This window comes from Polaromonas sp. P1_F1, from assembly GCF_056405795.1.
Genome location: NZ_JBFUBJ010000002.1, coordinates 340,370 through 352,742, shown reverse-complemented (window position 1 = coordinate 352,742; position 12,373 = coordinate 340,370). Strand labels below are relative to the sequence as shown.

At 62.6% G+C, this 12,373-nt stretch carries 11 protein-coding genes; 2 read left to right on the top strand and 9 right to left on the bottom strand.

Annotated features, from left to right (window positions below):
* Positions 1-99: 99 nt before the first annotated feature.
* A complete protein-coding gene (locus AC1DZE_RS07795; protein WP_457280435.1) occupies positions 100-813 on the top strand; it encodes a YebC/PmpR family DNA-binding transcriptional regulator in 714 nt (237 codons plus the stop codon).
* Positions 814-849: 36 nt separating this feature from the next.
* Here the strand turns inward: AC1DZE_RS07795 and AC1DZE_RS07790 are convergent, their stop codons facing one another.
* The 4 genes from AC1DZE_RS07790 to AC1DZE_RS07775 form a co-directional block, all read right to left on the bottom strand.
* Positions 850-1,782, bottom strand: a complete 933-nt coding sequence (locus AC1DZE_RS07790) for a histone deacetylase family protein (RefSeq protein WP_477699930.1) — start codon at positions 1,780-1,782, stop codon at positions 850-852.
* A 275-nt stretch (positions 1,783-2,057) separates the two neighbouring features.
* Positions 2,058-4,658, bottom strand: coding sequence for an ATP-dependent chaperone ClpB (gene clpB, locus AC1DZE_RS07785; protein WP_477699929.1), 2,601 nt, complete (start codon positions 4,656-4,658; stop codon positions 2,058-2,060).
* Between the two features lie 305 nt (positions 4,659-4,963).
* Positions 4,964-5,365 (bottom strand): hypothetical protein, encoded by a 402-nt coding sequence (locus AC1DZE_RS07780; RefSeq protein ID WP_457280432.1) that lies wholly within the window; start codon positions 5,363-5,365, stop codon positions 4,964-4,966.
* A 184-nt stretch (positions 5,366-5,549) separates the two neighbouring features.
* Positions 5,550-6,122: a molybdenum cofactor biosynthesis protein MoaE gene (locus AC1DZE_RS07775; protein ID WP_477699928.1), complete on the bottom strand. Its 573-nt coding sequence runs from the start codon at positions 6,120-6,122 to the stop codon at positions 5,550-5,552.
* A gap of 318 nt (positions 6,123-6,440) precedes the next feature.
* Here AC1DZE_RS07775 and dapA point away from each other — a divergent pair, with 318 nt between their 5' ends.
* The gene (dapA, locus tag AC1DZE_RS07770; protein ID WP_477673996.1) at positions 6,441-7,352 is read left to right on the top strand and encodes a 4-hydroxy-tetrahydrodipicolinate synthase; all 912 of its coding nucleotides are present in this window, start codon (positions 6,441-6,443) and stop codon (positions 7,350-7,352) included.
* Positions 7,353-7,371: 19 nt separating this feature from the next.
* Here dapA and moaD read toward each other — a convergent pair whose 3' ends face one another.
* The 5 genes from moaD to AC1DZE_RS07745 all read right to left on the bottom strand — a co-directional run bounded on the left by moaD (position 7,372) and on the right by AC1DZE_RS07745 (position 12,371).
* Positions 7,372-7,623, bottom strand: a complete 252-nt coding sequence (moaD, locus tag AC1DZE_RS07765) for a molybdopterin converting factor subunit 1 (protein ID WP_457280429.1) — start codon at positions 7,621-7,623, stop codon at positions 7,372-7,374.
* Positions 7,624-7,645: 22 nt separating this feature from the next.
* On the bottom strand, positions 7,646-8,929 hold the full coding sequence (locus AC1DZE_RS07760) for a molybdopterin molybdotransferase MoeA (RefSeq protein WP_477673997.1): 1,284 nt from the start codon (positions 8,927-8,929) through the stop codon (positions 7,646-7,648).
* A gap of 60 nt (positions 8,930-8,989) precedes the next feature.
* A complete protein-coding gene (gene mobB, locus AC1DZE_RS07755) occupies positions 8,990-9,538 on the bottom strand; it encodes a molybdopterin-guanine dinucleotide biosynthesis protein B (RefSeq protein WP_457280427.1) in 549 nt (182 codons plus the stop codon).
* Positions 9,539-9,633: 95 nt separating this feature from the next.
* Positions 9,634-11,049, bottom strand: coding sequence for a threonine synthase (gene thrC / locus AC1DZE_RS07750; RefSeq protein ID WP_477699927.1), 1,416 nt, complete (start codon positions 11,047-11,049; stop codon positions 9,634-9,636).
* Positions 11,049-12,371 carry a homoserine dehydrogenase gene (locus tag AC1DZE_RS07745; protein WP_477669608.1) on the bottom strand — a complete coding sequence of 441 codons (1,323 nt, stop codon included), beginning with the start codon at positions 12,369-12,371 and terminating at the stop codon, positions 11,049-11,051. Before AC1DZE_RS07745 ends, thrC begins: the two co-directional genes overlap by 1 nt.
* Positions 12,372-12,373: the final 2 nt, after the last annotated feature.

Genomic DNA, 12,373 nt, shown 5'->3' with positions numbered 1-12,373 from the left:
CCGCGCTTTTTCCTCATCCCGCGCGTGGCCGCTCACCTCACATCAATAAGCATCAAGCCGGGCGCATCGGGCGCCACGACACACCAAGGAAGATCAAACATGGGCGCGCAGTGGAAAGCAAAAGGCAAGGAACTGGCCGCAAATGCCAAGGGCAAGGTATTTGGAAAACTGGCCAAGGAAATCATGGTGGCCGCGCGCAGCGGTGCCGACCCGTCATTGAACGCCCGCCTGCGGCTGGTGGTGGAGCAGGCCCGCAAGGTCTCCATGCCCAAGGACACACTGGAGCGCGCCATCAAAAAAGGTGCGGGCCTCACGGGCGATGCGGTTCATTTTGAACACGTGATCTACGAAGGTTTTGCCCCCCACCGCGTACCGGTCATGGTCGAATGCCTGACCGACAACCTGAACCGCACCGCATCCGAAGTGCGTGTGCTGTTTCGCAAGGGGCAGCTGGGCACTTCCGGCTCGGTGTCCTGGGATTTTGACCACGTGGGCATGATTGAAGCCGAACCTGCCGCAGCAGGCGCCGACCCCGAGCTGGCCGCCATTGAAGCAGGCGCCCAGGACTTTGAGCCGGGCGAAGAAGAAGGCACCACCCTGTTCCTGACCGACGCAGTCGACCTGGACCTGGTGAGCCGCGCACTGCCGGCCCAGGGTTTCAGCGTGCTGTCGGCCAAGCTGGGCTACAAGCCGAAAAACCCGGTCGATCCGGCAACCCTCAGCGCCGCCGAACTCGAGGAAGTCGAAGCCTTCCTGGCCGCCATCGATGCCAATGACGATGTGCAGACCATTTATGCGGGCCTGGGCAGCTAGGGCCTGTCTGTTTGCGTTCCCCGGGCGCGTCCCGGATCAGTAGCCCATCAGCGCGCGCACATGCGCCGCCGTGCCGCTGGCCAGGCCTTCCATGCTGTAGCCTCCCTCGAGGACGGAAACCACGCGGCCGTCGGCGGTTTCATCGGCCACCTTCATCAGCTCCCGGGTGATCCAGTGGTAATCGTCGTCTGTGAACTTCAGGCCACCCAGCGGATCCAGATGATGGGCATCGAAGCCCGCGGAGATGATCAGCAGCCCGGGCGCAAACTTGCGCAGGGCCGGCAACAACTGGTCGGTCATCGCGGCGCGGAAGGCGGCAGACCCGGTGCCCCGCGGAAACGGCACATTCACGATGTTTCCAGCCACGCCGGTTTCATGGCGCGCGCCGGTGCCGGGGTAAAACTGGGACTGGTGGCAGGAACCGTAGAACAGGTCCGGGTCGTCGTAGAACGAGTTCTGCGTGCCGTTGCCGTGGTGCACGTCGAAGTCCACCACCGCAACACGCTGGATGCCGTGCCGCTCGCGGGCATGCAGCGCTGCAATGGCCGCCTGGTTGAACACGCAAAAACCCATGGCCTGGTCGGCCTCGGCATGGTGGCCGCAGGGGCGGGTAGCGCAAAAAACGTTGCTCGCCTCCCTTGTCACCACATCGTCCACGCCGGCACAGGCCGCACCCACGCAACGCATCACCGCCTCCAGCGAGCCCGGCGACAGGATGGTGTCACCGGCATCGAGCGCGCGGTAACCCTCGGCCGGCGACACAGCCTGCACTTGCTCCACATAGCCGGGTGTGTGCACGTGGAGTACCTGATCGAACGAGCCCAGCGGCGCATCGCGCCAGAGCGCCTTCGCAAACTCCGGCGTCTTCAGTGCCCGCAGCACGGCTTCGAGACGCTCGGGCGACTCCGGGTGGTGCGGGCCGGGACGATGGTCGAAACAGGCTTCGTGGGTGTAGATCAGGGTGCTCATGGGCGTTTGTCTCCTTTGCAGCGCCGGCGCCGCCATGCAGTCGATGGTTTTGATGGCTGCGGGTTTTTGTGCGGTCTCGTGAATGACTTTAACGGATCATGGCCGCAAGCGGCTCTGCCTGCCGCCCCAGACGGCGAGCAAGAAAAAACCCGTTGCCTGCGTGCGCAGGAACGGGTTTTTGTCTTTTTCACATCAATAATGGCCACCAGCCCCCGCTGGTAAGCGCGAGCAGCTATCAATCCGATAGCAAGCTGCAGGCGCCGCTCAGCCCGGCCTCACCCGGCCGCCGCTTCGAAGCTGAACACCCCCGGATTCTGGATCGGGTCCACATCCACCGGGATGGTGCTCTTGGGCGGGAACTTGCCCTCAAGCAATAACTTCGACAGCGGGTTTTCAATGCGCTGCTGAATCGCACGCTTGAGCGGGCGCGCGCCAAACACCGGGTCGAACCCGACCTTGGCGAGCTCGGCAATCGCCGCTTCCGACACCTCCATGTTGAGGTCCATCTTCTGCAGACGCGCTATCAGCGTACGCAGCTGGATGCGGGCGATGGACTCGATGTTTTTCGCGTCGAGCGAATGGAACACCACGGTCTCGTCGATACGGTTCAGGAACTCGGGCCGGAAGTAGTTCTTCAGCTCGCCCTCTACCGCCTCTTTCACATCCTCATAGGGCTGCCCCACCATGGACTGGATGATGGGCGAGCCGATGTTGCTGGTCATCACGATCACGGTGTTCTTGAAGTCCACGGTGCGGCCCTGGCCGTCGGTCAGGCGGCCATCGTCCAGCACCTGCAGCAACACATTGAAGACGTCGGGGTGGGCTTTTTCCACCTCATCGAGCAGCAGCACGCTGTAGGGCTTGCGGCGCACGGCTTCGGTCAGATAGCCACCCTCCTCGTAGCCCACGTAGCCCGGAGGCGCGCCGATCAGGCGGGCCACGGAATGCTTTTCCATGAACTCACTCATGTCGATGCGGACCAGGTGGTCTTCGCTGTCGAACAGGAAACCCGCCAGCGCCTTGCACAGCTCGGTCTTGCCGACACCGGTGGGGCCGAGGAACAGGAAAGACCCCGTAGGCCGGTTCGGGTCGGAAAGACCCGAACGCGAGCGGCGGATGGCGTTGGCCACGGCGCCGATGGCTTCGTCCTGGCCGACCACGCGCTCGTGCAGCTTGCCTTCCATGAGCAGCAGCTTGTCGCGCTCGCCCTGCATCAGCTTGCTGACGGGGATGCCGGTGGCGCGCGCCACGACCTCGGCGATCTCTTCAGCGCCGACCTGGGTGCGCAGCAAGGTAGGCGCACTGGACTTTCCCTTGCTGGCTTCGCTAGCCTGCGCTTCTTTGAGGCGCTTTTCCAGCTCGGGCAGCTTGCCGTATTGCAGCTCGGCGACTTTGTTGAAGTCGCCCTTGCGGGTGAATTCCTCGATCTGGAAGCGGATGCGGCCGACTTCTTCCATCACGTCCTTGGAGCCGAGCGCCTGGGCTTTTTCGGCCTGCCAGATTTCATCGAGGTCGGATATCTCCTTTTGCAGCTTGGCGATCTCCTCTTCAATCAGGTCGAAGCGCTTTTTCGAAGACTCGTCTTTTTCGCGGCGCACGGCTTCGCGCTCGATCTGTAGCTGGATCAGGCGGCGGTCGAGCTTGTCCATGACCTCGGGCTTGGAGTCCATCTCTATCTTGATCTTGGCCGCGGCTTCATCGATCAGGTCGATGGCCTTGTCGGGCAGGAACCGGTCGGTGATGTAGCGATGGCTCAGCTCGGCCGCGGCCACGATGGCCGGGTCGGTGATCTGCACGCCGTGGTGCTCTTCGTATTTCTCTTGCAGGCCACGCAGGATGGCAATCGTCGCCTCCACGCTCGGCTCGCCCACCAGAATCTTCTGGAAGCGGCGCTCCAGTGCGGCGTCTTTTTCGATGTACTTGCGGTATTCGTCGAGCGTAGTGGCGCCGACGCAATGTAACTCGCCGCGTGCCAGCGCAGGTTTGAGCATATTGCCCGCGTCCATGGCGCCTTCTGCCTTGCCGGCGCCCACCATGGTGTGCAACTCGTCAATGAAGACGATGGTCTGGCCTTCGTCCTTGGCGAGTTCGTTGAGCACGGTTTTCAGGCGCTCTTCAAACTCACCGCGGAACTTGGCGCCGGCCAGCAGTGCGGCCATGTCCAGGCTCAGCACACGCTTGCCCTTGAGCGAATCCGGCACCTCACCGGCCACGATGCGCTGGGCCAGGCCTTCTACGATGGCGGTCTTGCCGACGCCGGGCTCGCCGATCAGCACCGGGTTGTTTTTGGTTCGGCGCTGCAGCACCTGGATCGCGCGGCGGATTTCATCGTCGCGGCCGATCACCGGGTCGAGCTTGCCCAGGCGGGCGCGCTCGGTCAGGTCCATGCAGTATTTCTTGAGGGCTTCGCGCTGGCCTTCGGCGTCGGCGCTGTTCACGCCCTGCCCGCCGCGCACGGCGTCGATCGCCGCTTCCAGCGCCTTGCGGGTCAGGCCGTTTTCTTTGGCCAGCCGGCCCACGTCGCTCTTGCTGTCGGCCACAGCCAGCAAAAAGAGTTCACCTGCAATGAACTGGTCGTTGCGCTTGATGGCTTCTTTTTCAGTGGCCTGCAGCAGCCTGGCGAGGTCGGGGCTGACCTGGATCTGGTCCTGGCCCTGCACCTGCGGCAGTTTTTTAACGGCCGCATCAGCTGCCTGCGTGAGGCCGCCCACGTTGACGCCGGCTTTTTCAAGCAGGGCACGCGGACCGTCTTCCTGGCGCAGCATGGCGGCCAACAGGTGAACCGGCTCGATATAGCCGTTGTCGTTACCCAGCGCGAGGGACTGCGCATCGCTCAGGGCTTCCTGGAATTTGGTGGTTAGTTTGTCTTGTCGCATTGAATTTGACTCCGCAAAGGGGCTCCGGGCTCACAAAGGAGCGGTTATTGCCGAGTTTGGGGCTTTTACGCCCCTTTTCAAGTCATCTAGCAGCAAGCAAGGCAAGCCATTGGGCCGCGTTTGATGTGCGTCAAGCCCGCCCGGTTCAGGCGTTGCCGGACCACCTTGTCCAGCGGCTTCGGGATCCACCAGCCAAAGACGCCTCGCTGCCCTTGGGAAAAGAGCCACTGCCGGTCACAGAGATCAAGGTGTTTTTGCTTGCGTGAAGCGCAACGGCCTGCTACCTGAACTTGAAAACCGCCAAACTACTGCGCCCTGACCTTGATAATTCCTGCCGCAGCCAGCTCCGCAACAGCCGTTCTTGCAAATTTGCCCGCCACGCTTTTGCTGTCACTGCCGATGGGCGTACCTCCCTTGATTTCAACGGACCAAGGCTTTGTGCCTGGCGGTGATTCCTTGAAGTGAACGGAAACAACCAGAACAGCCCCTGGACCCGTTATGGTGTGGTGAGTCCCAGTGACCCGGATACGAATCTGCGCATCATCGCCGCGCGTTGCACCGCCGTCTTTTAGCGCTGTTTCAATCTGGGCAGTCATTTGCCCCCGGATTTCAGTCAGCAGCTCTTCGACCTCTTTCCTGGCAGATACGACATATGCGCCGCTGACAGGCGGAGGGGAATAGCCGTAAGTGGAAACGGTGACGGCCATGGGTATGGCGCCAGGATTGACCCACACAACTTCGGCGCTGCTTACCCGCCTGGTCTGCACATCGGGTGTTTGTCGCGTGATATTGCTTGCACAACCAGCCAAGCCTATGAAGCAGATAAACAGCGATAGAACTCTGTAACAACGAAACATAAATACCTTCCAGAGAAATCAGAAAATTGCGGGGCTAAGCGTTTCGGGCCGAAATTCCCCATTTGGCCAGCGCCGCATCGTCGGTGACGCGGGCATCCACCCAGCGGGCGCCTTCCGGCGTTTCTTCTTTCTTCCAGAACGGCGCCTGTGTTTTCAGGTAGTCCATCAGGAATTCGCAGGCCTTAAAGCTTTCGCCGCGATGGGCTGACACTACGGCCACCATCACCACCTGGTCCAGCGGCTGCAGCAGGCCGACGCGGTGGATGACGCGGGCGCCAAAAATATCAAAACGCGACATCGCCTCATCGATCATGGCTTCGATGGCTTTTTCGGTCATGCCGGGGTAGTGTTCGAGCTCCATGGAAAGTACTTCTCCCGCGCCGGCCGACGAACGCAGCGAAGGGCCGCCCCGAGCAAGTTCAGCCCCCTCGGGGGGCAGCGAGGACACGCCAGTGCCGGGCGTGGGGGCCATATTGCGGTCCCGAACCGTGCCGGTGAAGGTGCAGACGGCGCCGACGCGCTTGTCGTTTGCGCGCAGCGCGGCAACTTCATCGGCGAGGTTGAAGTCGTCGGTGGTGATGAGGACGCGGGGGGGAGACTGGGCCATAGTGGCAATTTTGCCACTGGGCCAACCAGGCCGGTGCATATTCAACGCCGAAACAGTGCCACAGCCCGGCCCCTCAAGTAATATGGCTGCATGACTGGCCACATTCACCTTCTTGCCAACCGGACGCACGACAGCGCCCGCGGCTTTGAGGCGTGCGCCAGCAAATCGAAAAAACCGTTGCTCATTTGACCGGGGCTGCGGTTCCGTCGTCGAATGAGCGATGGAGCCGCCGGTTACTTTTTCAGAGTCTTTTGCGGACACCTTCTCTTGTTCTGATGACGGCCTTTTTAGCCGGTCAGTTTTTTGGGATGTGTATTCATGCAAACAGTGCTCAATGCCGATCAGGCAAATCAAGCCACTCAGGCAACTCACGATTTCTCGGGACTGTGGATCCCGCTTGTTACCCCGTTTGACCAGGACAAGGTCGACTACCCCGCTTTAAAACGCCTGGTGGCGCATTACCGGGCCAGCGGCATCGCCGGGCTGGTGGTATGCGGCTCTACGGGTGAAGCTGCCGCGCTCAGCGATGAAGAGCAACTAGAGGTGCTGCAAACCGTGATGGCAGAAGCCCCCGACCTGCCGGTGATCATGGGCTTGTCGGGCTATCACCTGGGCAAAACAGTGGCGCGCGTTCGTGCTTTGAGCCCACTGAACCTCGCGGGCATCTTGCTGCCGGCGCCCAGCTATATCCGGCCCTCGCAGGCGGGCCTGGTCGAGTGGTTTACCACCCTGGCCGATGCCAGCGCGGTGCCGGTGGTGCTTTACGACATCCCCTACCGCACGGGCAGCCAGATGGCGCTTGAGACCATCCGGGCGCTGGCGGCGCACCCGCGCATACAGGCCGTCAAGGATTGCGGGGGTGACCCGGCAAAAACGCGGGCACTGATCGCCGATGGGCAATTGCAGGTGTTGGCCGGTGAGGATGCGAACATCTTCGCGACTGTGGCAGCAGGCGGCCGGGGCGCTATCGCGGCAGCGGCGCATTTGCATACGTCGCGATTTGCGGAAATTGTTCAGTGCCTTCGAGCGGGTGACGTAGCTGGGGCCGAGGCTTTGTGGAGACCGCTGCCGCCGCTGATTGAAGCCCTGTTTGCAGAACCCAATCCGGGCCCGCTCAAGGCATTGCTGGCGCGACAGAGTTTGCTGAGTGACGAGTTGCGCAGCCCGATGACGCGCGCGTCTGCGGCGCTGGTGGAGCGGCTTGTGAAGCTGGATGCGCTGGTGGTTTGAGCCGCCGAGAGTGAGTGAATCAACCGCCGGTGACGGGGGGAAAGAAGGCGACTTCGCAGCCCTCGCTGAGTACAGCCGACTCATCGCTCATGACCTGGTTGAGCGCCATGCGCACCGATTTGCCGCGCGCAAGCGCTGCAGCGTGCGCGGGCGTGGCCGCCAGCAACTCATCGCGCAGCGCGGCCAGCGTAGCGGCAGAAGTGTCGCGCAACTCGCTGCCCTGCCCTATGGCTTCGCGGATCGAGGCAAAGTATTTGACGGTGATTTTCATAAAGGTCTTACCGGGAATGCCCTCACGACATCAAGGCTGAAAACGGAAGGAACTGCACCACGTCCCCGTGCGCGATGGTCTGGCCTGCCGGGTTGTCGATCACGCCGTCGCCCCAGACCGCCGAGGTCAGCACGCCGGAACTCTGGTTGGTGAACAGTTCCAGCCCGCCGGACGCGTTGCGCTTGACGCGCAGGAATTCACGGCGCTTGTCGGCTTTGGGCCAATTGAAATGGGCCGGCGCCGCAATCGGGCTGACGGCGGTTTGCACAGCCCCTTGCAACTTGAGCAGGAAGGGCCGCACCAGGACCAGGAAGGTCACAAAACTGGACACCGGGTTGCCAGGCAGGCCGATGAAGTGGGAGCCTGCAATCTTGCCGTAGGCGAAGGGCTTGCCCGGCTTCATGGCGATCTGCCAGAGCGCCAGTTCGCCCAGCGCCTGCACGGCAGGCTTGATATGGTCTTCTTCGCCCACCGACACGCCACCGCTGGTGAGGATCAGGTCGTGCTGCTCGCTGGCGCCCTTGAGCGCGGCGATGGTGGCGTCCAGGCGGTCGGGCACGATGCCCAGGTCAGTGACCGTACAGCCCAGGCGCAGCAGCAGCGCACGCAAAAAGAAACGGTTGGAGTTGTAGATGGCGCCGGGCTTCATGTCGGCGGGTGCAACCTCGCCAGGCATGACAAGTTCGTCGCCCGTGGAAAACAGGGCGACGCGCACCCGGGGCGCCACCTGCAATCTGTCGAAGCCGATGCTGGCGGCAAGACCAAGCGAGGCCGGCGTCAGGCGCTCGCCACGGTGCAGCACCACGGCGCCGGCAGCGACGTCTTCGCCCCGACGGCGAATCCACTGGCCAGCCCTGGGCGTTGTCTGAATGCGCACGCCGGCCTGGCTTTCGCTGCCGGCGTTGACCGTCTCGCAGTCTTCCTGCATGACCACCGCGTCGGCGCCCGGCGGAATGGGGGCGCCGGTGAAAATGCGCGCCGCAGAGGCTGGCGCGAGCATGTGGCCGCTGCTGCCGGCCGGAATGCGCTGGTTGACCTGCAGCACCGCATCGGCCGACCAGTCGGCAACACGCACCGCATAGCCGTCCATGGAACTGTTGTCGTGTGCCGGCACATCGAGGCTGGACACCAGGTCCTGGGCCAGCACCCGGCCGTCGGCATCGAAGGTGGAAACCGTCTCGGCACCGGGCAGCAATGCCGCGCGGCCCAGCAACTCGGCCAGCGCCTGGTCCAGCGGCTTCAAGGGGGCCCGGCCGGGCTGCGGCGCAAGCGCCGGGCCGGCGGGCGCGGAGGAAACAGAACTCATGGTCGGGGTGTCCGGAACAAAAACATGAACGGAACGAAAAAAGCCTGCTTTGGCGAATGTTTAACCGAAACGGTCTTCAAACGAATAGGCGAAGCGTTCCTGATTGTTGACCAGGTACTCCGCCACGGCGTCGGCGTCGTCCAAATCCAGCACCGGGCGCAAGGTTGCTTGGGGCAGCTTGCCGGGTGCATCCGTGGCGACGGCGACGATGAAGTCGTCGTCCGGGTAGAGCGGGGGCTTGCCGGCGTAGTCGGCCGAAGGCGCACGCCAGACTTCGATCTTGAGCAGGTCGCTGCTCTTGAAGCCCTCTACCAGCACCCAGTCCACGCCGCCATACAGCTCGGCGATCAGCTGGTGAACGGTGAGCTCGGACGGCTTTTCAAATTCACGCATCAGCGCAAGCCGGTTTGGCGAGGCCACGACCACTTCAAAGGCACCGGCCTGGCGATGCCGGAAAGTGTCTTTGCCGGGATGGTCAATGTCGAACTTGTGGTGCGCATGCTTGACCACCGACACGCGCAGGCCTCTGGCCTTCAGTGCCGGGATCAGCTTTTCGACCAGTGTCGTCTTGCCCGAACCGGAATACCCGGCAAATCCGACCACGTTCATGATGTCGCTCTCACAGAAAGAAAGGCCGGAAGACGCCCAGGCCGCTATTAAAAATATAGCTGCTTGCGCAAGTCAGATATGGGCTACAGCCCGATTTAATGCACATTGTCGGCAATGTAGCGTTTGATCACGGCTGCATCGGCCGGCAGCACCTTGACGCGTTTCGGCAAGGCCTCAATGCCTTCGAACTTCGCCGGCCGCGTGGGCAATTGGCCCAGGGCTTCTTCAATGGTCGCCGCGAACTTGATGGGAAGCGCAGTCTCCAGCACGATCATGGGCACACCGGGTTGCAACTGCTCGCGCGCCACCTTCACGCCGTCGGCGGTGTGGGTGTCGATCATGGTGCCGAAGCGTTTGTAGGTGTCGCGGATGGTGGCCAGCCGGTCGGCATGGGTGCTCTTGCCGCTCACAAAACCGTAGCGCTGCGCGGCCGACTTGAAGGCTGCCTCCGCGCTCAGGTCAAAGTAGCCCTGGCTGCCGAGCTGGTCATGGAACAAGGCTTTGGTCTTGGCGCCGTCACGGCCCAGCAGGTCAAACACAAAGCGCTCGAAGTTCGAAGCCTTGGAAATGTCCATGGACGGGCTGGAGGTTTCGTGTGTGTCGGCGCTGCTGCGCACGCGGTAAACGCCGGTGCGGAAGAACTCGTCGAGCACGTCGTTTTCGTTGGTGGCCACCACCAGCTTGGCTATGGGCAGGCCCATCATGCGGGCGACGTGGCCAGCGCAGACATTGCCGAAGTTGCCTGAAGGGACCGTGAAGTTGACCTTCTCGGTGTTGTTGCTCGTGGCCTGGAAATAACCGGCGAAGTAGTACACAACCTGCGCCATCAGCCGCGCCCAGTTGATCGAGTTGACCGTGCCGATCTTGTACTGGCGCTTGAACGCCAGGTCGTTGGACACGGCCTTGACGATGTCCTGGCAGTCATCGAACACGCCGTCAACCGCGATATTGTGGATGTTTTCATCCTGCAGGCTGAACATTTGCGCCTGCTGGAAAGGGCTCATGCGGCCGTTGGGCGAAGTCATGAAAACGCGCACGCCCTTTTTGCCGCGCATGGCGTATTCGGCCGCGCTGCCGGTGTCGCCGCTGGTGGCGCCCAGGATGTTGAGCTCTTCACCGCGGCGTGCCAGTTCGTATTCGAACAGGTTGCCCAGCAGCTGCATGGCCATGTCCTTGAAGGCCAGCGTGGGGCCGTTGGACAGGGCTTCGAGGTAGAGGCCGTCTTCAAGCTTTTTCAGCGGAACGATGGCTTTTGTGCCGAACACCTCTTCGGTGTAGGTCTTGTTGCAGATGGCTTTGAGGTCGGCGGCGGGAATGTCGTCGACGTAGAGCGAAAGAACCTCGAACGCCAGTTCAGCGTAAGACAGGCTGCGCCACTTCTGCAGCGTGGCAGCATCCACCTGCGGATATTGCTCGGGCAAGTAGAGGCCGCCATCAGGCGCGAGACCTTCGAGCAGGATTTCACAAAAACGCTTGCGGTCGGCGTGGCCGCGAGTGGAGATGTACAACATCAGGCCAGCTCCTCCTTGCGGATGCGCGTGATGGGCGCCAGCACCGTGGGCAGCGCCTGCATTTGCGCCAGGGCTTCGTTCATCTTTGCTTCCACGCACTCGTGCGTGAGGATGATGAGGTCGGTGTGCGTGGAACCCTCACCGCCCACTTCATCAGCTTCGCGCTGCAGCACCGCATCAATGCTGATGCCCGCGCCGGCCAGGATCCCCGTGACCTTGGCCAGCACGCCGGCTTCGTCGGCGACTTTCAGGCGCAGGTAGTAGCTGGTGACAACTTCGGACATGGGCACCACGGGCAAATCGCTCATCGCGTCGGGCTGGAAAGCCAGGTGCGGCACGCGGTGTTCTGGGTCTGCGGTGTGCAGGCGGGCAATGTCCACCAGGTCGGCGATCACGGCGCTGGCGGTGGGCTCGCTGCCCGCGCCCTTGCCGTAGTACAGCGTGGTGCCGACGGCGTCGCCCTGCACCACCACGGCGTTCATCGCGCCTTCAACGTTGGCGATCAAACGTTTGGCCGGCACCAGGCTGGGATGCACGCGCAGCTCGATGCCGTTGGCGGCGCGCTTGGTGATGCCCAGCAGCTTGATGCGGTAGCCAAGCTGCTCGGCATAGCGGATGTCTTGTGCGGCGAGACCCGTGATGCCCTCAACGTAGGCCTTGTCGAACTGCACCGGGATGCCGAAAGCAATGGCTGACATCAGCGTGACCTTGTGGCCGGCGTCCACGCCTTCGATGTCGAAGGTGGGGTCGGCTTCGGCGTAGCCCAGGCGCTGCGCTTCTTTCAGCACGACGTCGAAGTCCAGGCCCTTGTCGCGCATTTCGGACAGGATGAAATTGGTAGTGCCGTTGATGATGCCGGCGATCCACTGGATGCTGTTGGCGGTGAGGCCTTCGCGCAAAGCCTTGATGATGGGGATGCCGCCGGCCACGGCCGCTTCAAACGCCACCATCACGCCCTTGCGGTGGGCCGCCGCAAAAATCTCGGTTCCGTGCACAGCCAACAGCGCCTTGTTGGCGGTGACTACGTGCTTGCCGGCTTCGATGGCTTCGAGCACCAGCTGTTTGGCGATGCCATAGCCGCCAATGAGCTCGATCACGATATCGACGTCGGGGCTGGCCACGACCTTGCGGGCGTCGTCGACCACCTGCACACCCGCGCCCACCGCGGCTTTGGCGCGCGCCACGTCGAGGTCGGCCACCATGGTGATCTCAATACCGCGGCCGGCGCGGCGGCGGATTTCTTCCTGGTTGCGCTGCAGTACGTTATAGGTGCCGCTGCCCACGGTGCCAATGCCCAGAAGGCCTACCCGGATCGGGCTCAAAT